At 71.2% G+C, this 24,842-nt stretch carries 23 protein-coding genes; 19 read left to right on the plus strand and 4 right to left on the minus strand.

All coding sequences use genetic code 11. From position 1 onward, the window contains the following. Window positions 1–58 precede the first annotated feature (58 nt). Window positions 59–931 carry a LysR family transcriptional regulator gene (locus ACWC9R_RS23585; protein ID WP_450734247.1) on the minus strand — a complete coding sequence of 291 codons (873 nt, stop codon included), beginning with the start codon at window positions 929–931 and terminating at the stop codon, window positions 59–61. A gap of 339 nt (window positions 932–1,270) precedes the next feature. Between ACWC9R_RS23585 and ACWC9R_RS23590 the strand changes: the two genes are divergently transcribed. From ACWC9R_RS23590 to ACWC9R_RS23615, 6 genes are read left to right on the plus strand one after another with little or no spacing between them, the layout of a single operon-like run. Continuing rightward, the gene (locus tag ACWC9R_RS23590) at window positions 1,271–2,059 is read left to right on the plus strand and encodes an alpha/beta fold hydrolase (protein ID WP_450734248.1); all 789 of its coding nucleotides are present in this window, start codon (window positions 1,271–1,273) and stop codon (window positions 2,057–2,059) included. Beyond that, window positions 2,056–3,795 (plus strand): amino acid adenylation domain-containing protein, encoded by a 1,740-nt coding sequence (locus ACWC9R_RS23595; protein ID WP_450734250.1) that lies wholly within the window; start codon window positions 2,056–2,058, stop codon window positions 3,793–3,795. The genes ACWC9R_RS23590 and ACWC9R_RS23595 overlap by 4 nt, the downstream gene beginning before the upstream one ends. Continuing rightward, window positions 3,792–4,055 carry an acyl carrier protein gene (locus ACWC9R_RS23600; protein WP_450734252.1) on the plus strand — a complete coding sequence of 88 codons (264 nt, stop codon included), beginning with the start codon at window positions 3,792–3,794 and terminating at the stop codon, window positions 4,053–4,055. Before ACWC9R_RS23595 ends, ACWC9R_RS23600 begins: the two co-directional genes overlap by 4 nt. After that, a complete protein-coding gene (locus ACWC9R_RS23605; RefSeq protein ID WP_450734254.1) occupies window positions 4,052–5,212 on the plus strand; it encodes an acyl-CoA dehydrogenase family protein in 1,161 nt (386 codons plus the stop codon). The genes ACWC9R_RS23600 and ACWC9R_RS23605 overlap by 4 nt, the downstream gene beginning before the upstream one ends. A 15-nt stretch (window positions 5,213–5,227) precedes the next feature. After that, a complete protein-coding gene (locus ACWC9R_RS23610) occupies window positions 5,228–6,412 on the plus strand; it encodes an acyl-CoA dehydrogenase family protein (RefSeq protein ID WP_450734256.1) in 1,185 nt (394 codons plus the stop codon). A 5-nt stretch (window positions 6,413–6,417) separates the two neighbouring features. Beyond that, window positions 6,418–6,963, plus strand: a complete 546-nt coding sequence (locus ACWC9R_RS23615; RefSeq protein WP_450734258.1) for a flavin reductase family protein — start codon at window positions 6,418–6,420, stop codon at window positions 6,961–6,963. Window positions 6,964–7,029: 66 nt separating this feature from the next. Here the strand turns inward: ACWC9R_RS23615 and ACWC9R_RS23620 are convergent, their stop codons facing one another. Then, entirely contained in the window at window positions 7,030–7,905 is an 876-nt protein-coding gene (locus ACWC9R_RS23620; protein WP_450734260.1) for a helix-turn-helix transcriptional regulator, read from the minus strand. Between the two features lie 162 nt (window positions 7,906–8,067). Between ACWC9R_RS23620 and ACWC9R_RS23625 the strand changes: the two genes are divergently transcribed. Continuing rightward, entirely contained in the window at window positions 8,068–9,246 is a 1,179-nt protein-coding gene (locus ACWC9R_RS23625) for an MFS transporter (protein ID WP_450734262.1), read from the plus strand. Window positions 9,247–9,259: 13 nt separating this feature from the next. Here the strand turns inward: ACWC9R_RS23625 and ACWC9R_RS23630 are convergent, their stop codons facing one another. Then, window positions 9,260–9,679, minus strand: a complete 420-nt coding sequence (locus ACWC9R_RS23630; RefSeq protein ID WP_450734264.1) for an SgcJ/EcaC family oxidoreductase — start codon at window positions 9,677–9,679, stop codon at window positions 9,260–9,262. Window positions 9,680–10,110: 431 nt separating this feature from the next. Here ACWC9R_RS23630 and ACWC9R_RS23635 point away from each other — a divergent pair, with 431 nt between their 5' ends. The 4 genes from ACWC9R_RS23635 (at window position 10,111) to ACWC9R_RS23650 (ending at window position 15,220) form a co-directional block, all read left to right on the plus strand. After that, window positions 10,111–10,974, plus strand: a complete 864-nt coding sequence (locus ACWC9R_RS23635) for an SDR family oxidoreductase (protein ID WP_450734266.1) — start codon at window positions 10,111–10,113, stop codon at window positions 10,972–10,974. Between the two features lie 473 nt (window positions 10,975–11,447). Beyond that, window positions 11,448–13,004, plus strand: a complete 1,557-nt coding sequence (locus tag ACWC9R_RS23640; RefSeq protein WP_450734330.1) for an MDR family MFS transporter — start codon at window positions 11,448–11,450, stop codon at window positions 13,002–13,004. Window positions 13,005–13,209: 205 nt separating this feature from the next. Further along, complete coding sequence (locus ACWC9R_RS23645; RefSeq protein WP_450734268.1) at window positions 13,210–13,938, plus strand: TetR family transcriptional regulator; 729 nt, start codon at window positions 13,210–13,212, stop codon at window positions 13,936–13,938. Between the two features lie 595 nt (window positions 13,939–14,533). Continuing rightward, window positions 14,534–15,220 (plus strand): response regulator transcription factor, encoded by a 687-nt coding sequence (locus tag ACWC9R_RS23650; RefSeq protein ID WP_450734331.1) that lies wholly within the window; start codon window positions 14,534–14,536, stop codon window positions 15,218–15,220. A gap of 138 nt (window positions 15,221–15,358) precedes the next feature. Here the strand turns inward: ACWC9R_RS23650 and ACWC9R_RS23655 are convergent, their stop codons facing one another. Further along, window positions 15,359–16,234: a hypothetical protein gene (locus ACWC9R_RS23655; RefSeq protein WP_450734270.1), complete on the minus strand. Its 876-nt coding sequence runs from the start codon at window positions 16,232–16,234 to the stop codon at window positions 15,359–15,361. Between the two features lie 549 nt (window positions 16,235–16,783). Here ACWC9R_RS23655 and ACWC9R_RS23660 point away from each other — a divergent pair. The 8 genes from ACWC9R_RS23660 to ACWC9R_RS23695 all read left to right on the plus strand — a co-directional run bounded on the left by ACWC9R_RS23660 (window position 16,784) and on the right by ACWC9R_RS23695 (window position 24,810). Then, window positions 16,784–18,274, plus strand: coding sequence for an FAD-dependent monooxygenase (locus ACWC9R_RS23660; protein WP_450734272.1), 1,491 nt, complete (start codon window positions 16,784–16,786; stop codon window positions 18,272–18,274). A gap of 2 nt (window positions 18,275–18,276) precedes the next feature. Next, window positions 18,277–18,606 carry a TcmI family type II polyketide cyclase gene (locus tag ACWC9R_RS23665; protein ID WP_046929078.1) on the plus strand — a complete coding sequence of 110 codons (330 nt, stop codon included), beginning with the start codon at window positions 18,277–18,279 and terminating at the stop codon, window positions 18,604–18,606. Beyond that, complete coding sequence (locus tag ACWC9R_RS23670; protein ID WP_450734274.1) at window positions 18,603–19,874, plus strand: beta-ketoacyl-[acyl-carrier-protein] synthase family protein; 1,272 nt, start codon at window positions 18,603–18,605, stop codon at window positions 19,872–19,874. The genes ACWC9R_RS23665 and ACWC9R_RS23670 overlap by 4 nt, the downstream gene beginning before the upstream one ends. Next, complete coding sequence (locus ACWC9R_RS23675; protein ID WP_450734276.1) at window positions 19,871–21,094, plus strand: ketosynthase chain-length factor; 1,224 nt, start codon at window positions 19,871–19,873, stop codon at window positions 21,092–21,094. The genes ACWC9R_RS23670 and ACWC9R_RS23675 overlap by 4 nt, the downstream gene beginning before the upstream one ends. A 33-nt stretch (window positions 21,095–21,127) precedes the next feature. Then, window positions 21,128–21,391 carry an acyl carrier protein gene (locus tag ACWC9R_RS23680; protein WP_450734278.1) on the plus strand — a complete coding sequence of 88 codons (264 nt, stop codon included), beginning with the start codon at window positions 21,128–21,130 and terminating at the stop codon, window positions 21,389–21,391. Between the two features lie 85 nt (window positions 21,392–21,476). Beyond that, on the plus strand, window positions 21,477–22,262 hold the full coding sequence (locus tag ACWC9R_RS23685) for a 3-oxoacyl-ACP reductase (RefSeq protein WP_450734280.1): 786 nt from the start codon (window positions 21,477–21,479) through the stop codon (window positions 22,260–22,262). Window positions 22,263–22,333: 71 nt separating this feature from the next. Beyond that, entirely contained in the window at window positions 22,334–23,284 is a 951-nt protein-coding gene (locus ACWC9R_RS23690) for an aromatase/cyclase (protein ID WP_450734282.1), read from the plus strand. Continuing rightward, window positions 23,281–24,810 (plus strand): FAD-dependent monooxygenase, encoded by a 1,530-nt coding sequence (locus tag ACWC9R_RS23695; protein ID WP_450734283.1) that lies wholly within the window; start codon window positions 23,281–23,283, stop codon window positions 24,808–24,810. Before ACWC9R_RS23690 ends, ACWC9R_RS23695 begins: the two co-directional genes overlap by 4 nt. Window positions 24,811–24,842: the final 32 nt, after the last annotated feature.

Here is a 24,842-nt window from a genome sequence, read left to right on the forward strand (position 1 = left end):
GCCCGTCGCCTCCTGGCCCGGGCGCCAGGACCGCGTCAGGGAGCCGGTCACCCCCTGGTCACCCGGGCTTGTCCGCCGGGGTGTTCACCTCGCGGAAGGCGTGCCAGGCCGCGTCCGCGAGGTGGGAGGCCAGTGGGTGGGTGCCGTGCACGGGGAAGGCCAGGTGGGTGCGGACCAGTGGGGCATCCCGCAGCGGGACGAGGCGGACACCCGGGTGGGTGTAGCGACGCGCGGCCGAGGCGGGGGCGGTTCCGAACCCGGTCCCGGCCGCGACCTTCTCCAGCCACTCGTCGAAGTTCCGGCACTCGGCGCCGACTTCCGGACGGGTGCCGTCGGGCCACATCCAGGGGAAGGTCGTGCCGCTCACGACGTTCACCACCAGCGGCCACCGCGCTAACTCCGCCCACCGCACCTCCGGTCGCCGGGCCAGCGGCGAGGCCGTGGGCACCGCGGCGATGCGTTCCTCCTCGTACAGCTGTACGCAGCGCACGCCCCTGGCCTGTATCTCGCCGCGCAGAAGCGCGACATCGACGTCTCCGGTGTCCAGCCCGGCCATCGCGGTGTCCCGGCGCACCAGCTCCACCTCCGAGGCGTTCTCCTTGCCGAAGCGGACGGCGAGCGTCGAGAGGAGTTCGGGCAGCCCCCAGGCGAATCCGATGCGCAGGGCCTGGCCCCCGCGGATGTCGGCGAGGGTCGAGTCGAGTTGCCGAATGATCGGCATGAGCGACTCGCGCAGGCGGCTGCCCTTGGGGGTGAGTGCGATACGGCGCGTGGTGCGGTCGAAGAGGCGCACGCCGAGGGACTCCTCCAAGGCGCGGATGCTGCGGGTGAGTGTCGGCTGAGCGAGGTGAAGCCGTTTGCTGGCGGCGGTGAAACTGCGTGCCTCCGCCACGGCAAGGAAGTTGCGGAGATGACGAAGATCGACATTCATACGGTCAGAGCATAGGCGAGACGGGAAAGCTATTTCCCTGATCCAGATCACCCTGCATAGGCTCGAGGAGTGCCGCCCGCCGGGTGTGCCCGCGGCTCGCAGCGCCGGCGGGAGGCCGTCGTAATTCGCTTGCGTGTAACGGGGGTTGAAAGTGCCGAGCTCGCCATGCTCGCTTCACGTGTTCTTGACGGGCTGATTCCGCACGGGGCGGCTCGTATGCCCGCCCGGGACTGATCGGCAGGAGCCGGGCTTCGTTCTCACCGCATCCGCCGCCGGAATTCCGGCCTGGCGTGAAATGCAAATTTTTTACTGGTCGTTGAGTTTAAGAGAGGTATTGGCGTGCCCGAAGTCGAGACACGGAACGGCCCCATCGAGTACACCTTCCTCGACGGTGATCCGGAGGCGGCTCCGCTGGTCTTTGTGCACGGCGGCACCGGTGCCATCGCCACCTGGAACCGGTTTCCCCGGCTCCTCGCCGCGCGGACCGGGCGTCGCGCGCTGCTCTTCTCCCGCCATGGCAACGGCTTCTCCGGGCCGGCGAAGCTGCCACGCACCCCCCGCTACATGCACGAGGAGGGGCAGGAGAAGCTGCCCGAGCTGCTGGACCTGCTCGGAGTGGAACGGCCCGTGCTCGTCGGGCACAGCGACGGCGGCTCGATGTCCCTGCTGTACGCCTCCGTCCGGCCGGTCGAGGCGGTGGTCGCGCTCGGCCCGCACCTGTACTGCGAGGAGTCCACCCTGCGGGGCGTCCGGGCAGCCCGTGAATCCTTCGACTCCGGCGGGGCGTTCGCCAAGCGGGTGGCGATGATGCACGCCGACCCGAAGACGGTCGTGGACGGGTGGAGCGATGTCTGGCTGTCACCCGCGTTCCGCACCTGGAGTATCGAGGGCGACCTCGACGTCACCGCGCCCGTTCTGCTGATCCAAGGCGACCAGGACGAGTACGGCACGCTCGGGCAGCTCGATGCCGCCGAGCGGGCGCTGTCCGGACCGGTCCGGCGCGAGGTGATCGAAGGCGGCGGCCACTACCAGCACATGGCTGACGCCCCGGAGCGCCTCGTGGCGGCCATCGGTTCCTTCCTCACCGAGTTCGTGCCCGGCCACCGCGCCCCGGAGGCACACGTATGAGCCCGGCGGAACCCCTGCGCCCGCACCCCGCAGGCCCCCTCACCGCCCCGGACGGCGGACGGTTCCCGGGCTCCGCGGACGACGTCAGACTGGACGGCCTCCTGGCCCGGGCCGCCGCGCTGCACCCCGAACGGCCGGCCCTGGCCGCCGCGGGCGAGAGCTGGACCTACGCCGAAGTGGAGCGCGGCGTCGAGACGCTGGCCGGGCAGCTCACCGCGGCGGGGGTGGTCCCGGGCGACCGGGTCGGCGTGTACGCCCCCAAGTCAGCCGCTGCCGTACTGGCCGTCTACGCCGCGCTGCGGGCCGGGGCGGTGGTGGCCCCCCTCGATCCCGCGGACCCCCCGGCCCGCACGGCACGGATGGCCCGCGCCGCCGGGCTCTCGGTGCTGCTGACCCCGGACCGCAGCCTGTCCGCCGGCCGAAGCGCCGCCGCCGAGGCCGCCGAAGGGGCCGAGACCACGGAGGGCACCCTCGACCACGGGCTCAACTGGCTCCGCCTGAGGGCCGGGGCGGACCGCCCGGCTCCGCTGCCCGCGCCCACGGACCGGGGCGGCTACATCCTGTTCACCTCCGGCAGCACCGGCTGGCCCAAGGGAGTCCTGCTCTCGCACGCCAACGTCGCCCACTTCGCGTTGTGGGCCGCGGCGGAGCTGGGGCTCCGTGAGACCGACCGGGTGGGCTCGCAGGCATCCCTCACCTTCGACCTCACCACCTTCGACCTGTTCAGCACCGCCTCGGCCGGTGCCTGTGCGGTCCTGATGCCGGACCTGCTGCGCGCCTTCCCGCGCGATGTGGCCGACTGGCTGCGGGAGCACCGGATCACTGTCTTCTACGCCGTGCCCTCCCTCTACCACGGGATGCTCCAGCGGGGCGGAATTGCCGAGGAGGGCCTGCCGCCCTCCCTGCGCGTGGCCGCCTTCGCCGGCGAGCCGTTCGTCCCCCAACTCCTGGAGAAGTACCTGGGTTTGATGGGGGAGCGGATACCCTTCTACAACCTCTACGGGCCCACTGAGACCAACGTGTGCACGTATCTGCGGGTGCCCCCCGACTGGCGGGCCGGCCAGGAGCTGAGCGTCGGCCGCGCCATCGCCGGCGACGTGGTCGAGGTGCTGGACGAGGACGGCCGGCCGACCGACGGCGAGGGCGAGATCCACGTCGCCGGACCCACCGTCTTCCAGGGCTATCTGCAGCAGGGCGAACTGCGTGACCCCACCCGCACCGTTCCCTTCCGCGACGGCACGGTGCGCCGTGCCTACGCGACCGGGGATCTGGGCCGCATCGACGACCAGGGCCGCGTGCTGCTGCGGGGTCGGCGCGACTCCCAGGTCAAGCGGCGCGGTCACCGCATCGACCTGCTCGACGTGGAAAGCGCCCTCCTGGACCTGCCCCAGGTCGCGACCGCCGCGGTCGTTGCCAAGGAGGGCGCCCACCGCGGCGAGATCTGGGCGTACGTCCAGAGCAGAGGAGCGGCCCTCACGGCCAGGACACTGCTGACCGAGCTGCGCGCGGCGCTGCCCCAGCGGATGCTCCCGGACCGGGTGATCCCCGTGGCCACGCTGCCGCTCACCGCCCGCGGCAAGGTCGACCGTCTCGCGCTGAGCACCCAGGCGCCGGACCTGCCGCACACCGACCAGACCATCGACCAGCGCGCCGGTCGGACCACCGACCGGAACACCGATCGGACCACCGATCGGAACACCGACCGGACCACTGACACCGAGGAGATATCCGCGTGAACAGCGTCGAAGACCTCTGCACCCTGATCAGCAGCAAGATCACCTGGGGGCGCGGCGAGGACCCGCAGCAGCTGACCGCCGACACCCCGCTGCTGGAGATGGGCCTGCTCGACTCGCTGGCGATCATGGAGATCGTCAGCGCGCTGGACAAGGAACACGGCCTCGCCCTGCCCGACGGCGAGGTCGTGGCCGCCAACTTCCGCACCCCCAAGGCACTGTGGACGCTCATCGGGAAACTCCCCACCGGAGCCGCGAAGTGACCTCACCCGTCGACCGCCTGCTGCGCAGCGGCGACCAGGAGACCGAGGCGCTCGTCGACGCCTGTCGGGAGCAGGCCGAGCCGCTCGCCGAACAGCTACGGGAGAAGGACTTCCGCACGCAGTGGGAGGCGATGGCCGAGCTCGGCGTGCTGCGGCTGGCCGAGGACGGCGGTGCGCGTCCCGGACCGGTGACCCGCTCCCTGGCCATGATCGAGGGCATCGGGCTGGCCGGCATCGACCCGGGCGTGTGCTACGCCCTGGCATCCCAGGTGTTCGGCATGGAGTTCCCGCTCCGTGCCGCACTGCCCGGGCCCGCCTGGGAGGCGATCGCGCACATCCAGGACGGGCGGGCGCCGCTGTGCCACGCGCTGACCGAGCGCGGCGGCGGAAGCGACCCACTGTCGATGGAGACCCGAGCCCGGCGGGAGGGCGACGGCCATGTGCTGGACGGCGCCAAGACGTTCATCACCGCCGCGCCGGTCGCCGACCACGCGATCGTCTTCGCCCGCACCGCCGAGGGCCGCCACCCCTTCGCCCTCTCCGCCTTCCTGTTCCCGCTCGACCTGCCGGGAGTCACCCGCAGTGAGCCGTTCGCCAAGACCGCCCTGCCCCAAGTTCCCATGGGGGAGCTGGCCTTCAAGGCCGTACGGCTGCCGGCCGGCTCGCTGATCGGTGAGGAGGGCTCGGGGCTGGCCCTGATGGCCTCCACCACCGCCTGGGAGCGCGCCGTGCTGCTCGGTTACGCCCTCGGCCCGATGCGCCGCACTCTGCGCCGCATCGTGGCGTGGGCCGGCGAGCGCGAGCACTTCGGCCGCCGTATGGGAGCCAGTCACCAGGTCGCCTCCCGCGTCAGCGAGATGGCGCTCGCGCTGCACCGCTCCCGGGTGCAGGTGTACGCGCTGGCCGCCCGCCTGGACACCGGCACACCCGCCCGGCAGCTGGCGGCCGAGGCGGCCCTCACCAAGATCTCGGTATCCGAGGACTACGTCCGGTTCACCGAGCACGCCACCGCGCTCTCCGGCGTGAGGGCCTTCATCACCGACTCCGACCTCCCGGCCGACCTGCACAGCCCGATGGCCGCGCTGACCTACGCGGGCACCAACGACCTGCTGCGCGTGGGCGTGGCCCGCCAGTTCGGCCTCCCGGTCGAGAACTGACCCCGAAGGACACCGATGACGCTGCCAACACACGTGGACGATCTCCTCAAGCTCGCCGTGGAGACCGGCGAGACCCTCGCGCCGCTGGCCGCCGAGGTGGACGCCGGCCGCTCGAACGGCCACGAGGCGTACCGCATCGTGCGCGAGGCCGGCCTGCTCGGCCTGCTCATCCCCCGCGAGGCCGGCGGCGCCGGCCTCAGCTTCGGCACCTACACACGCGTCCTGGAGCAGCTGGGCATCCGCAACGGCGCCGCGGCCCTGGGCTTCAACATGCACAACGTGGTCATCGGCGCCCTCGCCGACACCGCGGGGACACCGCTGCCCCCGGCCGCGGAGGCCTTCCGCTCCTGGGTCTTCGACGAGGTCGTCAGCCACCGCAGGATGTTCGCCTCCGCCGTCTCGGAGGCCGGCAACGGCGCCAAGCTGCGCGGCATGAGCACCACCTACCGGCTCAGCTTGGACCGCGAGCACTACGTCCTGAACGGCGAGAAGTCCTTCGTCTCGCTCGCCGGGGCCGCCGACTACTATGTCGTGGCGGCCCGCGCCGAGGGCGGCGAGAGCAGCGAGGTCTCGCACTTCGTCGTCGCCGCCGACGACCCGGGCGTCCGCTTCGGCCAGGTCCACCGCATGGCCGCGATGAACGGCACCAGCACCGCGGGGATGACGCTGGACGCGGTGACCGTCCCCCGCTCCCGCCTCTACCTCAGCGTCGAGGGCATGTCGCTGTTCAAGCTCGTCCGCGAACCACACTGGATGACCGCCGGGTACACGGGCGCCTACCTGGGCATCGCCGAGGCCATCTACCGCTTCACCGTGGACCACGTCACCTCCTCGCCGCGGCGCGCCGAGGACCCCGTCATCCAGCACGACCTGGGGCGGATGTCGGCCCGGCTGCGGGCGGCCCGCGCGCTGGTGCACGAGGCCGGTGACCTCATCGACAGCGAGCGCGGCAGCGTGGAGGCCAACGCCATGGTGCACGCCGCGAAGTACGTCGTCAGCGAGGTGGGACCCGAGCTGGGACGGGACGCGGTGCGGGTGTGCGGCTCGGCGGCGGTCAGCGGCAGGGCCCCGCTGGAGCGGCTGATCCGTGAGGCGTCGTTCTCGTCGGTGATGCCCGCCAAGCCGCACGACTGTCTGGAGTACCTCGGCAAGGCCGCGGTCGGGGTCAACCTGCGCGACGCGCGGACCTTCTCATGGTGACGCCGGTGACCTCGACCCCGTCCACGATGCCACCGGCCCCGTCGCCCGCGCGCGAGGAAGAGGGGATCGGCCCCGAGGCGTTCCGCGCGCTGATGGGATCGCACGCCGGTGCCGTGGCCGTGATCACCACTGCCGACGAACGGGGGAGCCCCTACGGCTTCACCTGCACCGCGCTGTGCTCGCTCTCCCTGGACCCGCCACTGCTGCTGGTCTGCGTCTCGAACACGGGCCGCACGCTGCCGGTGCTGGTCGAGCGCGGCGAGTTCGTGGTCAACCTCCTGCACGGCCAGGGCCGCCGGGCCGCCGAGGCGTTCGCCGGCCGCACGGCGGAACGCTTCTCTTCGGTGCCCTGGGAGGCGGCCCCCGACAGCGGGCTGCCCCTGCTGCGGGAGGACGCCCACACACTGGCCCGCTGTCGCGTGGACAGGTTGCACCCGGCCGGGGACCACACCATCGTCATCGGCGAGGTGGTGTGGACCGACGCCTCCGAGGAGACCGGCCCGGGGCCGCTGCTGTACGGCAGACGCCGCTACGTGGCCTGGCCCGACTGAGCGGACGGAGCCCGGCCGGTCCGTCTCCTGGCGTCGGAAACCCCGCGGCGCGCGGGCCGCACATGGTCAGGGAGCCGGCGGGCGTGGGGAGTCCACGCCCTCGGTGAGCCTGCGCACGGCCGCCTCGGCGTCCCGGTCATCGGGCAGATAGCACAGGAAGTGATGACCGGGCTCGTCGACGGCGGCCAACTTCACGTACCGCAACCGCAGTTCCCCCACCTCGGGGTGCCTGAAGTGGCGCACCGCGGGCTGGTAGGCCGCCGTCTCCCGCCGGCCGTACCAGTTGGCCGCGTCCGGGTCCTTGGTGACCTCGGCGACGATCTCGGCGTACCGCCGGTCCTCGGGGTGGTGGGCCGCGTGCGCGTGGAACTGTCCCAGCAGGGAGCGCGCCTCGGACTCCCAGTTGGCGATCAGGGCACGGGCGGGCGCCCAACGGAACACCAGCCACGGAAGGTTGCGCTGTTTGGGAGGCAGCCGCGCGGGGTCGGTCAGCAGCGCCGCGTAACCGGCGTTCCAGGCGAGCAGGTCCCAGTGCGGGTCGATGACCGTGGCCGGGTTCGGCGAGACCGACTCGACCAGCGACAACAGGTTGCGCGAGACCCACCCCGGCGACCCCCCGCCCGGTGCCGGATCGTCGACGAACGACAGGACGTGCGCGGTGTCGGCCTCGTCGAGCCGCAGGGCCCGCGCCACCGACCGCAGCACCTGCGCGGAGGTGCGCACCCGCCCCTGTTCCAGCCAGGCGTACCAGGAGGCGCTGATTCCGGCCAGTTCGGCCACCTCGCCGCGGCGCAGCCCCGGGGTGCGCCGTCGCGGCGCCACCGGCAGGTCCAGTTCGGCGGGGGTGAGGCGTTCCCGGCGCGAGCGAAGGAACGCGCCGAGCTCCCTGCGCAGCGCCTGCACCTGGCTTCCCGCACCGGACAGCCGCTCCACCCCGGTCATTCCGCTTTCCCTTCCCCGTCCTCGTGGCGCCGTGGTGTCCGCCCGACCGCCGCCGCAGAGTGTGAGCGATCGTAATCGCCTGAGGTGACCCTCCGGACGGCCGAGGTGGTGATCTTGACGGAGCCCGGGGACGGCCCGGGCCCGGAAAGGAGAGACCCGCCCGTGTCCACCGTCCCGACCGCCGCACCCCCCGACACCAGCGCCCTGTCCGGCCGTTCCCTCTGGCTGCTGCGCTCAGCCGGGTTCGTCAGCAACTTCGACCGCTTCTGCATCACGCCCATGCTGGTGCTCATCTCCGTCCGGCTCGGCGTCAGCATGGCCACGGCAGTGCTCACGGCCAGCGTCTACTTCCTGTGCTACGGCCTGACGCAGCCGCTGTGGGGGCTGGCCAGCGACCGGTTGGGCCGGGTGCGAGTGATGCGGCTCTCGCTCATGGCGGGTGCGCTCGCCTCGCTGCTGTCCACCCTCGCCCCCGGCATCACGGTCCTGATCGCGGCCCGCGCCCTCGCCGGGGCCTGCTACGCCGCCTGCGTACCGGCGTCGCTGAGCTATGTCGGCGACGTGGTGCCCGCCGAGGTCCGCCAACGCCCGCTCAGCGACCTGATGACCGCCATCTCCCTGGGGACGGCGCTGGGCACCGTGGTGGCCGGGGTGCTGGCGAACTACGCCGGCTGGCGCACGGTGTTCCTGCTGCCGGGCCTGATCGCCGCCTGCCTCGCCTGGGCGCTGCGGCGCCTGGCCGAGCCGGAACGGGAGCCCGCCGGTTCCCTCCTGGCACCCTTCCGTGTCGTGCTGGGATCGCGCTGGATGTGGTACCTCATGGCCGTCGCCGTGGTCGAAGGAGCCGTACTGCTGGGCTTCCTGACGTACCTGGCCCCCGCACTGGAGGCCCGGGGTGTGCCGACCGCCCTGGCCGGGGCCACCTCCGCGCTGTACGGTGCCGGGGCCATGGGGTTCGCGCAGGTGGTCAAGAGGCTTGTGGGGCGGTGGAGTCCGGCCGTGCTGATCCTGGTGGGCGGGGCGCAGGCGGCCGTGGCCTACGCCGTCGCGGCGGCGAGCCGGTCCCTGCCGGCGCTGGCGGTCACCGCGCTGCTGCTGGGCGCCAGTTGGTCGTTCATGCACACCACGCTGCAGTCGTGGGCGACCGTGCTCGTCCCGGCGGCCAGGGCCACCAGCGTCGCGATGTTCGGCGTCAGCCTCTACGGCGGCAGCGCGCTCGCCAGCGGCATGACGGCCGCCGCGGCCGCCGGCCACCAGTACGGCCGGCTCTTCCTGATCGCCGCGCTGCTGACCGTTCCACTGACCCTCGCGGCCGTCGTGGGCCGCGCCCGATACCGCTGAGCGCGCACCGGCCTCAGGAGGCGGAGGCGGCGACGACACCCGTGTTCTGGGCCGCCGACACGTACCACTGCCCGTCCCTTCTGACCAGCACCCAGGTGCCCACGTTCTCCCGCCGGTGCTGCGCCATGACGATGGGCTGCCGGAAGAAGACCACCGCGACGTCGGGACTGGGAAAGGTGATGGACTCGATCTCGTACCAGGTCTCGATGCCGTCCGCGTGCCCGCCGAAACGCTCCCGGTGATACGCGTGCAGCGCCTCCCAGCCCACGAACCGTGTGCCGTCCACCGCCGTGAACACGATGTCCTCGGTGAAGCACCGGTCGAACCGCACGGCGTTCTGCTCGGTGAAGGCCGACTCCAGCTCCTGGAAGAGCGCCGTGATGCGGCCTGCGTCGTCGGACTGGAGGGCCGAAGTGCCTGGCTGGACAGTCATGTTGCTCTCCTTCGATGGGGATCTCCTGCCTATCACGCCAACCCGACAGGTGTGTGCACGTGCACGTTGCTCTTGGGGGCGAACGTCAACTGTCGGCCACGACCGGCGTGTTGCCGATGGTGGCGCGGGCGTCCACGGGCGCCGGACCGTGTGGGGAACGGGTCCAACGCCCGCCGCCCGGTTGCTCGGGAAGGTGCTTCGCCGTCCGGTCCCGCCGGGAAGATCACGGGTTTTCGCCCCTAACGTCCGCCGTCGGACGCCGGCGTTGATGGCGAGAACTGTGCAGTGCGCACCGTCACACCGCGCCGGATCATCCGCTCAGGCGGGTCGCGATGTCAGAGTCGTACCGTGAGGAGATTCCTTACGGCCTACGACTGTTGGACGGTTCCCGGTCCGGGGAACCTGGTGAACAAGCAACGAAGGAACGTCAGTTGAAGATTCTGGTGACCGGTGCGACGGGTAACGTCGGCCGTCTCGTGACCGAAGGACTCCTCGACGCGGGTGTGGACGTCCGGGCCCTGACCCGGAATCCGGCCACGGCCGGCCTGCCCGCCGGGGCGGAGGTCGTCGCCGGCGACCTCTCCGAACCCGGCACGCTCCGGGAGGCGTTGGACGGCGTTGAACGGATGTATCTGTTTCCCGTCCCCCAGACCGCCCGCGAGGTGGTCGGCGCCGCCGAGCGGGCCGGGGTGCAGCGTGTCGTCACGCTGTCCTCGGGCGCCGTGACCCTCGGGTTCGACACCATCCACCACCTGCCGGTGGAGCAGGCCGTCGAGGCGTCCGGCATGGAGTGGACCCATGTGCGCCCGGGCGAGTTCGCGACGAACAAGGTGGCCCTCTGGGGGCCGTCCATCCGCGAGGAACGGGTGGTGCGCCATCCGACCCTCGACGTGGTCTGGTTCCCCGCGCACGAGCGGGACATCGCCGATGTGGCCGTCCTCGCGCTGCTCGGGGACGGCCACCACGGTGCGGCCTACACGGTCAACGGACCGCCGGTCAGCCTGCGCGACCAGGTGCGGGCCATCGCCGAGGCCATCGGGGAGGAGATCCGCTGCGAGCGGGTCACTCCGGAGGAGGCCCGGGACCGGTATGTGCGCCAGGGAGGGTTCGCCGCGGCGGCCGCGGACTTCCTGCTCGGTTTCGTGGATCCCGCGGGAAACCCCGCTGACCCGCACGCGACGGCCGCGTTCGACACCTCCCCGCCGGGCCCGCAGCCCACCGTGCGGGAAGTCACCGGCGCCGCACCGCGGACCTTCGCCCAGTGGGCCCGTGACCACGTCGCCGACTTCCGCTGAGCGCACGGTGACGGCGGCCGGAGCGTCCGTGCCGGGGGCGGCTCCACGCGGATTCCCCCTGTACGTCAACACGCCCTCCACAGGGCCGTTGTAGGAGCATCCCCCGCTGTCCCGGCACGGGTGGCGGGAGGGTGCGCAGCGGCCGGGCGTCCTGCGGAACGGCTGGACGGCCTCGGCTGTGTGACGGGGCCACTGGCTCGGCGGGAAGAACCGCGCCTGCACACCGGAACGGCCGCGGCGCCAACTTACCTGTTGGCAAGTTTGTTTCTTGACGCCCCCTGGGCGGGGTTCTATCGTTCAAACGATCAAACCTACCTGTTGGCAAGTAAGCGGGGTGGGTGCTCTCGTCCTGCGGCAAGGAGGCGAAGGCTGTGGACCAAGTGCGGTCAGAGGAAGGACTTCCGTCGGAGGGCTCGCCTCCGCAACTGCGGGGCGCCCGGTTATACCTGGTCCTGAGCGCGGCCGTGATCGCCATGCTGCTGGGCTCCCTGGACGGCACGATCCTCGGTACGGCCATGCCCAGGATCGTCGGCGAACTGGGCGACGCCGACCGCCTTTCGTGGGTGGTCACGGCCTACATGCTCGCCATCGCCATCTCGACCCCGGTATGGGGAAAGGTCAGCGACATGTGGGGGCGCAAGGGCGCTTTCATGGCCTCTGTCGTCATTTTCCTGCTGGGGTCGATACTGTGCGGACTTTCCCAGAGTGTGATGGAGCTGGTCGCCTTCCGGGTGCTGCAGGGGCTGGGCGGCGGTGGCCTGATGGTCGGCGCCATGGCGGTCATCGGAACCGTCATCCCCCTGCGTCAGCAGGGCCGGTACCAGGGCGTGATCTCCGCTGTGATGGGTCTGGCCATGATCAGTGGGCCGCTCTTCGGCGGCATCATCACCGACCACCTCGGCTGGCGCTGGTGCTTCTACGTGAACGTCCCGCTGGGCGTCGCCGGGATACTGATGATGTCGGTCCTGCGCCTGCCCAGGCAGCGCTCCCGTGCCCGGATCGACTACGGCGGGGTGCTGCTGCTGACCGTCGCGATCACGGCCGCTGTGCTGGTGACCACGTGGGGCGGACAGGACTACAGCTGGGGCTCGCCCCTGGTGCTCACGCTGATCGGCGTGGCGGTGCTCGCCGTGGCGGCCCTCCTGTACGTGGAGCGGAGGGTGGCCGAACCGATGCTTCCACTGGGGTTGTTCGCCAGCCGGAACTTCTCCCTGGTCACCGTGATCGGTTTCCTCCTGGGGTGCGTGATGACCAGCGGCGTCACGTTCCTGCCGATCTTCCAGCAGGTCGTCCAGGGTGCCTCGGCCACCAACTCCGGGCTGTTGCTGTTGCCCATGTTCGGCTCCATGATGATCGTGAGCGCGTTCATGGGACGGGTGATCACCAACACAGGCAGGTACAAGGCCTTCGTCGTCTCGGGCGGCGTGTTGCTCGCTGTTGCCACCCTGCTGCTCAGCCGCATGACCATCGAGACCGCCCCCGCGCTCTCCGCGGCCCTCATGGCCGTACTCGGCGCGGGCATCGGCCTGTTGATGCAGACGACGATCCTCGTCTCGCTGCAGAGCGCCGACGCCCGCAACATCGGCGTGGCCTCTTCCACGGCAACCCTCGCCCGGACCCTGGGCAGTTCCGTCGGCGTCGCCGTCAGCGGCACGATGTTCGCGAGCGGTGTGGCGCGAGTGCCCGGCGGCGACTCGGCCGCTCGGCCGGATCCGGCTGTTCTGCAGAAGCTTCCGCACGCGGCCCGTACGGCGTATGAACACGGGGTCGTCGACGGGACGGGACGGGTGTTCCTCCTCGCCGGCGTGCTCTCCCTCGTCGCGGTGGTGGCCGCGCTTCTGGTGCGCGAGGTCCCGCTGCGCGCGTCGAACGATCCGCGGACCGAACCCGCCGACAGCCCGGGGACCGTGGGGCCGGACGCCACTTCGAGCGACCTGGCCGACAGTGGGGCCGCGGAACCCCGCGGCGCGGAGGGCTCCCCGCGGCCGGACCGGCGCGGGACGCGGACGGACGCGTCCGCTCTCGACTGATTGCTCGCGTATGCCTGTTGCCGGCTGTGACCGGCGGTGGCCCGTTTACCTCGGTGGTGTCGACCGTGCGAAATGGGCGACGTCGCTCTGTGCCGGGAATCGCCCCGCGCACCGGCGGTGGCTCCGTCCCACACGGGTCGTGTGCCCCGCCGGTGCGCGGGCGCCGTCTGGGATGGGTCGTTGAGCACCGGAAAGTGAGGGTTGTATGGCACAACAAGTCAGAGGGCTGAAGACCAGTCGCCTGATCGTCGAGACGGCGGCGCAGGTCTTCTGCGAGCGGGGGTACGAAGGGACGAGCACCACCGAAATCCTGTCCCGGTGTCATGTGACCAGGGGCGCGTTGTACTTCCACTTCGCCTCGAAGCAGGACCTCGCCCTCGCGGTGCTCACGGAGGGGAGCGATGTCCTGCTGCCGTTGCCGCGCCGGCTGGTGCTGCAGAGCCTGATCGACTTCAGCCTGGAGTACGCGTACCGGCTGCAGACGGACGTGGTGACGCGCGCCTCCGTACGCCTGCGAACGGAGCTGGAGTACCAGGGCGCGGCGCTGCCCGAGGGGGGCGATGTGCGTGAGGTGATCCTGGGGCTGCTGCGCGAGGCGGAGAAGGCCGGCGAGATCGCGCCCAGCGCCGACCCCGGTGAGATCGCGGATGTGCTGGTGGGGTCGTCCGCGTCCGTGAGCCTGTTCCGGGTGGGCCAGGAGCCCGGGCTGACCCGTCGCGTGGCCACGCTCTGGAGGTACCTGCTGCCCGCCGTGGCGGTTCCCGGGCTGCTGATGTCCCTGCAGCTCGTCCTGAACCAGGCCGAACGCCGGCTGCGGGAACGGCTCGCGGGGATGGCCGCCGGGGGGCGGGGCGAAGAGGCGACCGATCCGCCGGCCGACGATCCGCAGGAAGCCCGCCCCGGTTGGGCGCGGCCCGCGACACTTATGGGATGACGAAACATCAGTGGCCTGAATTCGGCGTATCGCTATCTGTCGCGCCTCTCGCCACCTGTCGCGCGTGACCCACTGTGGAGACATGCCGAGTCGCTTGTCGGCCGACGGCTCCGTCGGCCGCGCGGCGCGGTCCTGGGGGAGCGATGACCTCGCGGTCGCCCCGGCCTGTCGCGAGCGACACCGGACTCGCCACATGAGACGAATCCCAACGTCGTGAATTCGACGTGATCGCGCCAGTGAGATGTCATCAAGCCAACTAGTGCACGCACTCCGCTAACGGGGCATCAGAAACGCTGGCCTGTCACCTGTGTGTATCCGGAATCTTCCTTGACAAATAGACAAGCCTGCTTGTTATGTTGATCAGCGGGTTGAGGGATACGCGAGCTCATGGGGCGCGGGTCGCGCGGCCTGATGGCTGCGCAGGTGAATGCGGCACACGGGGATCTGGCGTGAACGGGGGCGGAATCAATGTCGGAATTGTGTCGGTCCGTCTTCCCTGCTGTTCTCTCGCGGGGCCCTATCCGCTATCTCCGTGCGCTCCGACGCCCTTCTTACTGTTGACGCGCGAACAGAGCACCAAGAAACCGGGGGTCAGATGCGGGTATTAGTAGCGGAACCTGATTGTGAATCCGCGAACTCACTCCGTCAGCACATGCGACGCCACGGATATGAGACGGAGATAGCCGACACGGGCGCCGGCGCCCTGGGTTCCTACCAGGAATACGATCTCCTGATTCTTGATCTGGGGCTTCCCGATGTCGATGGCCTGGAGGTCTGCCGCAGCATACGCACCACGAGCGACATACCCATCATCGCCTTCACCTCCCACGGTACCGAACTCGACCGGGTGCTGTGCCTTCAGGCGGGCTGCGACGACTGCCTCGTCAAGCCGTTCGGATTCCGCGAACTCGTCGCCCGGATCGAGGCGATCATGCGTCGTATCCGGCCGAGAGCCATGCGCAGCCGGCGCCTCTCCCACGGTCCACTGCACATCGACCGGGACCGTCGCGAGGTCTATCTGCACGACTCCCAGGTCAAGGTGACACGCAAGGAGTTCGACCTTCTTCAGTTCCTGGCCTTGCGGCCGACGACCGTGTTCTCACGGGAGCAGTTGATGACCGAGGTCTGGGGAGCGTCACTCCCCGGCGGAGCCCTGGGTTCCAATATCGCCCGCACCATCGACACGCACGTCGGAACCCTGCGCAACAAGCTCGGTTCAAGTGAATGGATCATCACCGTGCGCGGAGTCGGATTCCGGTTCGGCGGCGTACAACAGAGTTGACACACATGTGGAGTTGACGACGATACCGGGTTGACGGGGCTGGGGCAGCGGTGACGTGACGTTCACCGCTGCCCTTTCCCCTTGTCGGCGCCGCTTCCCTCTCCTTCGTTGGTGAAGGCCCGCCCTGGCGGCCGTCGCTCAGCGTTCCGTACGGGAGTCCTTCCGGTGGCTCAGAGCGCGCCGGACATCCGCCTCGGCGTAGTACGTCCGGCCGTCCTTCCGGTGGCGTTCCCACTTGTGCTGACTGGCCAGTCGGTAGACGCTGCCCGACGGAATGCCCCAGAGCCGCGAGACGGCCTGCGGGCTGAGCCAGCGCGGTGGGTGCTTCCCCCCGTGCGCCGACTGCCCGGGGTGCCCGGGCTGCCTCATGCGTTCGCGCAGGTGGAGCCACTGGTGCTCCTCCCAGCGGTGCTCGGGGACCGCGTCACAGCGGATACCGCGCCCCTCGGAGCGGCCGGTGTCCACCGTCGTGCTGAGCGTGCCGGGACAGCCCGGTTCGACGCATCTGCCGACCGGCACCCGGCGCGGCTGGGCGGGGGAGGCGATCCGGCGCGCGGCCCGCTCCAAACGGCCGAGCTCGTACGAGAAGTCGGCGGCGGCCGGGTGGCGGCAGAGCCAGTCCAGGTGATGCTCCAGGAACGTCGCCAGCGCCGGCACGGTCCGCCGCGGGGCGGTCAGCGTCCGCTCCCCGGCGACCAGGCCCGCCCAGCTTGCCAGCCCCCTCAGTACCGCGGACCGCGCCTCGACCGCGCGGCCGTTGAGCCGCATTCCGGGGAGCGGGCCGCCGGAGGTCTTCTCCTGCGGAGTGCGGGAACCGGTCAGCAGAAGGCCGCACTCCTCGTACAGCGCCGGGAGGTTCCGCAGGGCGGAGCGCAGCCCGGCCTGACAGCCCGGGCACAGCCGGTATCCGCTCGCCACCCGGCACACGGCACGTTCGGCGGTGCGCGTCTCCCTGCACGCGGTTCCCACGCACACGGTGGTCGTCGCTGCCGCACAGGATGTTTCCGTGGTCATCCACCGATTCCCCTCGTCGACTACTCCTTCAGCTAATGCGAGCCCCGGAGCCGAAGGCAAGAAGTCCGTGGAATCTTTGCGGTCACCGTGCGATCTCCTCGCGCATTCCAAGTTTCTGCAAGCTGACGTCCTGTGGTGCGTGAAGTCCCGTCCGCGCCGTCACGCCAGGCTGTGGCCCCCATCACAAGTTGTCAGTCAGTTGACGTTTCGCTGGCGCTCCACTGTCGATCCTGCCGGTCTCCTGGCTACTTGTTGTGCGGCTTTTGAAGGACTGGTGTTGATCTCTGTAGGTGGTAGCGAAGAAGCTATTCACTAACTTCCGATGCACTGTCTCCGCCGGCCTGGTCCGGTTTCCGCAGCGATTTCCTTTGCCTTCGCGCTGCCGTCACATGCACGTCGGAACCCATCTGAGTGCGTTTCCCGAGAGGAATACGCCACCTTCTTGCGCGGCACTTCCCAACGCCTTCTTTCCTTGGCGTGCGTGGCTGAGTGTGTCAGGTGAACCGCGTTCTCGGTGGAATCAGTTCGGACACGTTCAGGGAGAGATATATGGATGCATCTGTCATTGTCGTGGGCGCTGGTCCGGCCGGGCTGATGCTCGCCGGGGAACTCCGTCTCGCGGGTACCGACGTCATCGTCCTGGAGCGGCTGCCCGCGCCCAACGGTGAGTCGCGGGGACTGGGTTTCACCGCCCGCACGATGGAGGTCTTCGACCAGCGTGGTCTGCTGCCCAGGTTCGGCGAGATCGAGACCAGTGCCCAGGGCCACTTCGGCGGCCAGCCCGTGGACTTCTCGATTCTCGACGGCGCGCACTACGGCGTGAAGGCCGTGCCGCAGTCGCGGACCGAGGCGATCCTGGAGGAGTGGGCGGCCGGGCTCGGCACGGACCTCCGACGAGGCCACGAGGTCGTGTCGTTCACCGATGACGGTGAGGGTGTGGACGTCGAGGTGGCCGGCCCGGAGGGCACGTACACCCTGCGGACCCGGTTCCTGGTCGGCTGCGACGGCGGGCGCAGCACCATCCGCAAGTCCGGCGGCTTCGACTTCCCGGGCACCTCGGCGACCCGCGAGATGTTCCTGGCGGACGTGCGCGGTTGCGAGATCGGGCCCCGGCCGATCGGGGAGACGGTGGCACGCGGCATGGTGATGTCCGCGCCGCTCGGCGACGGGGTGGACCGCATCATCGTGTGCGAGCAGGGGGCCCCGCCGCGCCGGCGCACCGAACCGCCCGCCTTCGAAGAGGTGGCGGCGGCCTGGCAACGGCTGACCGGGCAGGACATCTCGCACGGTGAGCCGGTGTGGGTCAGCGCGTTCGGCGACCCGGCCCGTCAGGTCACCGAGTACCGCCGGGGCCGGGTGGTGCTGGCCGGCGACTCGGCGCACGTGCACCTCCCGGCCGGCGGCCAGGGCATGAACGCCAGCATTCAGGACTCGGTGAACCTGGGGTGGAAGCTCGCGGCCGTGGTCGCGGGGCGGGCCCCGTCGAGCCTGCTCGACACCTACCACTCCGAACGGCACCCGGTCGGCCGCAGGCTCCTCATGAACACCAGTGCGCAGGGCAAGCTCTTCCTGAGCGGCGACGAGATGCAGCCGGTGCGGGACGTGCTCGCCGAGCTGATCCGCTACGACGTCGTCGGCCGTCACCTGGCCGGGATGGTCTCGGGGCTGGAGATCCGCTACGACGTGGGCGAGGGCGACCACCCGCTCCTCGGTATGCGCATGCCGCACCTGGAACTGGTCGTCGACGACACCAAGACGAGCAGCACCGAACTGCTGCACCCCGCCCGCGGCGTGCTGCTGGACCTGGCCGGTGACGCCGCGCTGCGCGCGAGCGCCGAGGGCTGGTCGGACCGGCTGACCATCGTGGCGGCCACCCCGCACGAGGCCCCCGGCCAGGACCGGCTGGCGGGCGCCACGGCGGTGCTCGTCCGGCCCGACGGATACGTCGCCTGGCTGGCGCCGGGGAGCACGGACTCGCTCGCCGCCTCCCTGGAGCGCTGGTTCGGTCCCGCGCGTGAACTCCCGAAGCAGAAAGGCTAATCATGCACAGCACGCTGATCGTGGCGCGGATGGAGCCTGGTGCGAGCCAGGACGTCAGCCGTCTCTTCGCGTCCTTCGACGGCACCGAGATGCCGCACCTGATGGGGACCCGCCGCCGGCAGCTGTTCTCGTACCGCGGCCTGTACTTCCACCTCCAGGACTTCGAGTCCGACAACGGGGGCGAGCGCATCGAGGAGGCGAAGAGCGACCCGCGGTTCGTCCGGATCAGCGAGGACCTCAAGCCGTTCATCGAGGCGTACGACCCGGCTACCTGGCGCTCACCGGCCGACGCGATGGCGACCCGCTTCTACCACTGGCAGGCGGGCCAGTGACCGGGCGACGGGTCGCCGTCACCGGCATCGGGGTGCTGGCCCCAGGGGCTCTCGGTGTCAAGAACTTCTGGAGCCTGCTGAGCGAGGGCCGCACCGCCACCCGGGGCATCACGCTCTTCGACCCCGCCCCCTTCCGCTCGCGCGTCGCGGCCGAGGTCGACTTCGATCCCGCCGCGCATGGGCTCGGCCCCCAGGAGGTCCGGCGCATGGACCGCGCCGCCCAGTTCGCCGTGGTCGCGGCCCGCGAGGCCCTGAAGGACAGCGGACTGCACGACGGGGCGCTGGACCCTTACCGCACGGGAGTGACCATCGGCAGCGCCGTCGGCGCGACGATGAGCCTGGACGAGGAGTACCGCGTCGTCAGCGACAGCGGACGGCTCGAGCTGGTGGACCACACCTACGCGCCCCGGCACCTGTACGGCGCCTTCGTGCCCAGTTCGTTCGCCGCCGAGGTGGCCTGGGCGGTCGGCGCCGAGGGGCCGGCCTCGGTGGTGTCGACCGGCTGCACGTCCGGCCTGGATTCCGTCGGGTACGCCTGCGAGCTGATCCGGGAGGGGTCCGCTGACGTCATGATCGCCGGTGCGACGGAAGCCCCGATCTCGCCGATCACGGTGGCCTGCTTCGACGCGATCAAGGCCACCACCCCGCGCAACGACGAGGCCGCCCAGGCCTCCCGCCCGTTCGACGCCACGCGCAACGGCTTCGTCCTGGGCGAGGGGTCCGCGGTGTTCGTCCTGGAGGAGCTGGAGAGCGCGCGGAAGCGCGGGGCCGAGATCCACGCCGAGATCGCCGGCTACGGCACCCGCTGCAACGCCTTCCACATGACCGGACTGCGGCCGGACGGCGCGGAGATGGCCGAGGCGATCCGGGTCGCCCTCGACGAGGCGCGGATGACCGCCGAGGACATCGACTACGTCAACGCGCACGGGTCGGGCACCAGGCAGAACGACCTGCACGAGACCGCCGCCGTCAAGCGGAGCCTGGGCGAGCACGCGTACCGGACCCCGGTCAGCTCCATCAAGTCGATGACCGGCCACTCCCTGGGGGCCATCGGCTCGATCGAGATCGCCGCCTCCGTGCTGGCGATGAAGCACGACGTCGTACCGCCCACAGCCAACCTGCACACCCCCGATCCGCAGTGCGACCTGGACTACGTACCGCTGGTCGCCCGCGACTGGCAGACCGACACGGTGCTCACCGTGGGCAGCGGATTCGGGGGATTCCAGAGCGCCATGGTGCTCACCGGGCCCGAGAGGAGGACGGCATGACGGCGCCCGTCGTGGTGACCGGCATCGGCGTCACGGCACCCAACGGACTGGGCACAGGCCCGTACTGGGAGGCCACCCGGATCGGCCGCAGCGGCATCGGCCGCATCAGCCGGTTCGACCCGAGCCCCTACCCGTCCCGGCTCGCCGGCGAGGTTCCGGGGTTCCACGCCGAGGAGCACCTGCCGAACCGGCTGCTGCCGCAGACCGACCGCATGACGCGCCTGGCGCTGGTGGCCGCGGACTGGGCGCTGGCCGACGCCGGCATCAAGCCCGCCGAACTGCCCGAGTTCGACATGGGAGTGGTCACCGCCAGCGCGTCCGGCGGCTTCGAGTTCGGGCAGAACGAACTGCGGGCGCTGTGGAGCAAGGGCGGGCAGTACGTGAGCGCCTACCAGTCCTTCGCCTGGTTCTACGCCGTCAACTCCGGGCAGATCTCGATCCGTAACGGGATGAAGGGCCCCAGCGGCGTGCTGGTCAGCGACCAGGCGGGCGGCCTGGACGCGATCGCCCAGGCACGCCGGCAGATCCGCCGGGGAACCCGCCTGATCGTCTCGGGCGGTGTGGACGCCTCGATCTGCTCCTGGGGCTGGATCGCCCAGCTGACCAGCGAACGGATCAGCACCAGCGAGGACCCCGACCGTGCCTATCGTCCCTTCGACCGCGAGGCGCGCGGCCATGTGCCCGGTGAGGGCGGTGCCCTGCACATCCTGGAGGACGGCGAGTCCGCACGGGAGCGCGGGGCGCGGATCTACGGCGAGATAGCGGGCTACGGCTCCACCTTCGACCCCGGCCCCGGCAGCGGGCGCCCGCCCGGCCTGCGCAGGGCCATCCAACTCGCCCTGGACGACGCCGGGATGGCGCCCGACGAGGTGGACGTGGTCTTCGCGGACGCCGCCGCCGTACCGGAGCTGGACCGCATCGAAGCCCAGGCGGTCTCGGGCGTCTTCGGCCGCCGGGGTGTACCGGTCACCGCACCCAAGACGATGACCGGCCGGCTGTACTCCGGCGGGGCCCCGCTCGACCTGGCCGCGGCCCTGCTGGCCATCCGCGACGGCCTGATCCCCCCGACGCCCAACGTCACACCCGATCCCGCGTACCAGATCGACCTGGTGACCCGGGCGCGTCCCGCGAGCGTGCGGGCCGCCCTGGTGGTGGCACGTGGCCACGGCGGGTTCAACTCCGCCCTGATCGTGCGCGCGCCCCAGGCGTGCGGCGTCTGACACAGCTGACCGAACCCTGACAGGAGCGACATCGTGAACGAGAACTTCACCCTTGACGACCTGCGCCGGATACTGCGCGAGGGAGCGGGCACCGCCGAGGGGGCCGACCTCGACGGCGACATCCTCGACGCCGGCTTCGAGGATCTGGGGTACGACTCCCTGGCCCTGCTGGAGACCGCCAGCCGCATCGAGCGCGAATACGACATCGCGCTCGACGACACCGCCCTGGCCGACGCCAGGACCCCGCGGGACCTGCTGGAGGCCGTCAACGCCCGCCTGTGGGCGTCCGCCGCCTGATCCGCCGGCGCCGTGCCGACGCGGGGCCGACGCGCCTCCGGCCCCCGCACGGCGCCGCCCCCTCGTACACCTGCATAGGAGAGACATGTCGAACCACGAGCGCCGGGTCGCCCTCGTCACGGGCGGCACCAGCGGCATCGGCCTGGCCGTCATCCGGCTGCTGGCCGCCCAGCACCACCGCGTCTACTTCTGCGCCCGCAGCGCCGAGAACGTGGCCGCCACCGTCAAGGAGCTGCGCGCCGAGGGCCTGGAGGTGGACGGCACCGACTGCGACGTCCGTTCCCCCGACGACGTGCGGCGGTTCGTACAGGCCGCCGTGGACCGCTACGGCACCATCGACATCCTGGTCAACAACGCGGGCCGCAGCGGCGGAGGCCCCACGGCGGACCTCACGGACGAGCTGTGGCTCGACGTCATCGACACCAACCTCCACAGCGTCTTCCGGATGACCCGCGAGGTGCTGACCAGCGGCGGTATGCGCGACAAGGGCAGCGGGCGAATCATCAACATCGCCTCCACGGCGGGCAAGCAGGGCGTCGTCCTCGGCGCCCCCTACTCCGCGTCCAAGCACGGGGTGGTCGGCTTCACCAAGGCGCTGGGCAACGAGCTGGCGCCCACCGGCATCACCGTCAACGCGGTCTGCCCGGGCTACGTCGAGACGCCGATGGCGCAGCGCGTGCGGCAGGGCTACGCCGCCGCCTACGACACCGACGAGGCGCAGATCCTCCAGAAGTTCCAGGCCAAGATCCCGCTCGGCCGTTACTCCACCCCCGAAGAGGTCGCCGGCCTCGTGGGCTACCTGGTCACCGACACGGCCGCCTCGATCACCGCCCAGGCCCTCAACGTCTGCGGCGGCCTGGGCAACTTCTGACCTCGCCGGGCCCACCGCCCCGGCCCCCGGAACACCGCCGCCGCACGGAGCAGCCAAGAAGGAGACAGCACATGCCGCAGACCGCTCTGCGCGAAGTGGAGCACGACATCACGATCTCGGCCCCGGCCGCCGACGTCTACCGGCTGCTCGCCGAGGTCGGGAACTGGCCGCAGATCTTCCCGCCCACCATCCACGTCGAACAGCTGGAAAGCACCGGGAACCAGGAGCGCATCCGGATCTGGGCCACCGCCGGCGACGAGGCCAAGAGCTGGACCTCGCGCCGCACGCTCGACCCCGTGGCCCGGCGCATCGACTTCCGCCAGGAGGTGTCCGCCCCTCCGGTGGCATCCATGGGCGGGGCGTGGATCATCGAGGAGCTCGCTCCCGAGAAGTCCCGGGTGCGGCTCCTGCACGACTACCGGGCCGTGGACGACGACCCCGAGGGCCTGGCGTGGATCGACCGCGCGGTCGACCGCAACTCGCGCTCGGAGCTGGCGGCGCTGCGCGTCAACATCGAGCAGGTGCACGCCCGCCGGGAGCTGACCTTCTCGTTCGAGGACAGTGTGCGCGTCGACGGTTCCGCCGAGGACGTCTACGCGTTCATCGACGAGGCCCAGCTCTGGTCCGAGCGGCTGCCGCACGTGGCGTCCGTACGACTGGAGGAGGACACCCCCGGGCTGCAGAACCTGGAGATGGACACCCGGGCCAAGGACGGCTCCACGCACACGACCAGGTCGTACCGGGTCTGCCTCCCGCACCACAAGATCGCCTACAAGCAGACCACGCTGCCCGCGCTGATGACGCTGCACACCGGCCGCTGGACCTTCCACGAGGAGGCCGGCACCGTCATCGCCACCTCGCAGCACACGGTGACCGTCAACACCGACAACATCTCCGCCGTCCTCGGGCCGGACGCCGGAGTCGCGGAGGCCCGGGAGTACCTGCGCGGGGCGCTGGGCGCCAACAGCCGGGCCACCCTCGGCCACGCCAAGGACCACGCCGAACGGCGTCCCGGGCCATGACGGCACCGGACATCGACACCCAGGTCGTCGTGGTGGGCGCGGGCCCCGTCGGGCTGATGCTCGCCGGCGAGCTGCGGCTCGGCGGGGCCGGTGTCACCGTGCTGGAACGGCTGGCCGCGCCGACCACGGAGTCCCGGGCGTCCACCCTCCACGCCCGCACCATGGAGATACTCGAACAGCGGGGCCTGGCCGAGGAGTTGGGCGATCCGCCGAACGGCGGTCCCGGTCACTTCGGAGGCATCCCGCTGGACCTCACGCTGCCCGGCCCCTACCCGGGGCAGTGGAAGGTGCCCCAGGCCCGGACCGAGGAGCTCCTCGCCGGATGGGCCACCGGGCTGGGCGCCGAGCTACGCCGTGGACACCGGGTCGTGGGCATCACCGACCATGGTGACCACGTCGAGGTGGAGGTGGAGGCGGCGCCGCCACCGGCGGGCGGCGGTGGCCCGACGTCGCGCCGCCTCCGCGCGCGGTACGTCGTCGGGTGCGACGGCGAGGAGAGCACCGTCCGGCGGCTGGCCGGCTTCCCGTTCCCCGGGGAGGACGCGACCAGGGAGCTGCTGCGGGCCGACATCGCCGGAATCGACGTTCCCAACCGCCGTTTCGAACGGCACCCCCGCGGCCTGGCCATCGCCTCCCGCGGCCCCACGGGCATCACCCGGGTCATGGCCCACGGCTACGGCACCCCCGCCCGGCCCCGCACCGAGGCTCCCTCCTTCGAGGAGGTGGCCCGCCTGTGGGCGGACATCACCGGCGAGGACATCTCCGGCGGCACACCGGTGTGGCTGAACGCCTTCGGCAACGCGCGCCGGCAGGTCTCCCGGTACCGCCTGGGCCGCGTCCTGCTGGCCGGGGACGCCGCCCACCGGCAGATGCCCGTGGGTGGCCAGGCGCTCAACCTGGGCCTCCAGGACGCCGTCAACCTCGGCTGGAAGCTCGCCGCGCACCTGCGCGGCACCGGACTGCTCGACAGCTACCACGCCGAGCGCCACCCGGTGGGGCGGCGGGTACTGGGCAACATCGCCGCCCAGGCGCTGCTGCTCCTGGGCGGCCAGGACGTCGAGGAGCTGCGGTCGGCATTCCGCGAGCTGATCGGGCTGCCGGAAGCGCGCGCCCACCTGGCGGGCATGATCAGCGGACTGGACGTCCGCTACGACATGGCGGGTGGCGGCGAAGGCGAACACCCGCTGCTGGGCGCCCGGTTGCCCGCGTACCGGCTGCGCACGGCGGCCGGACCGACCGGGACCCTCGGGTTGCTGCGGTCCGGCCGGGGCGTCCTGCTGGATCTCGGCGGAGACCCCGCGCTCGCCGCGGCCGCGCGGCGGTGGGCGGACGGCCGCGTAACCCACGTCCGGGCCGAGGCCGAACCCGGCTGCCAGGGGCCGGAGTTCGGCGCGGCACTGGTCCGCCCGGACGGCCACCTCGCCTGGATCGACGGCACACCGGCCGACCTGGACGCGGCCCTGCGCCGCTGGTTCGGCGCGCCGGACCCGGGCACCGGCACGCCGGCACCACGACACCGGGCCTGAACCGGCCCGCCCCTCGGGCGGCCGGCCGGGAC

It is taken from the genome of Streptomyces sp. NPDC001219, from assembly GCF_053597915.1.

Bases quoted from the DNA above. Each gene is read 5' to 3' on its own strand.
- ACWC9R_RS23585 (WP_450734247.1), bottom strand. From the start codon at position 931: ATGAATGTCGATCTTCGTCATCTCCGCAACTTCCTTGCCGTGGCGGAG.
- ACWC9R_RS23595 (WP_450734250.1), top strand. From the start codon at position 2,056: ATGAGCCCGGCGGAACCCCTGCGCCCGCACCCCGCAGGCCCCCTCACC.
- ACWC9R_RS23610 (WP_450734256.1), top strand. From the start codon at position 5,228: ATGACGCTGCCAACACACGTGGACGATCTCCTCAAGCTCGCCGTGGAG.
- ACWC9R_RS23620 (WP_450734260.1), bottom strand. From the start codon at position 7,905: ATGACCGGGGTGGAGCGGCTGTCCGGTGCGGGAAGCCAGGTGCAGGCG.
- ACWC9R_RS23630 (WP_450734264.1), bottom strand. From the start codon at position 9,679: ATGACTGTCCAGCCAGGCACTTCGGCCCTCCAGTCCGACGACGCAGGC.
- ACWC9R_RS23640 (WP_450734330.1), top strand. From the start codon at position 11,448: ATGCTGCTGGGCTCCCTGGACGGCACGATCCTCGGTACGGCCATGCCC.
- ACWC9R_RS23645 (WP_450734268.1), top strand. From the start codon at position 13,210: ATGGCACAACAAGTCAGAGGGCTGAAGACCAGTCGCCTGATCGTCGAG.
- ACWC9R_RS23650 (WP_450734331.1), top strand. From the start codon at position 14,534: ATGCGGGTATTAGTAGCGGAACCTGATTGTGAATCCGCGAACTCACTC.
- ACWC9R_RS23655 (WP_450734270.1), bottom strand. From the start codon at position 16,234: ATGACCACGGAAACATCCTGTGCGGCAGCGACGACCACCGTGTGCGTG.
- ACWC9R_RS23660 (WP_450734272.1), top strand. From the start codon at position 16,784: ATGGATGCATCTGTCATTGTCGTGGGCGCTGGTCCGGCCGGGCTGATG.
- ACWC9R_RS23665 (WP_046929078.1), top strand. From the start codon at position 18,277: ATGCACAGCACGCTGATCGTGGCGCGGATGGAGCCTGGTGCGAGCCAG.
- ACWC9R_RS23675 (WP_450734276.1), top strand. From the start codon at position 19,871: ATGACGGCGCCCGTCGTGGTGACCGGCATCGGCGTCACGGCACCCAAC.
- ACWC9R_RS23685 (WP_450734280.1), top strand. From the start codon at position 21,477: ATGTCGAACCACGAGCGCCGGGTCGCCCTCGTCACGGGCGGCACCAGC.
- ACWC9R_RS23690 (WP_450734282.1), top strand. From the start codon at position 22,334: ATGCCGCAGACCGCTCTGCGCGAAGTGGAGCACGACATCACGATCTCG.
- ACWC9R_RS23695 (WP_450734283.1), top strand. From the start codon at position 23,281: ATGACGGCACCGGACATCGACACCCAGGTCGTCGTGGTGGGCGCGGGC.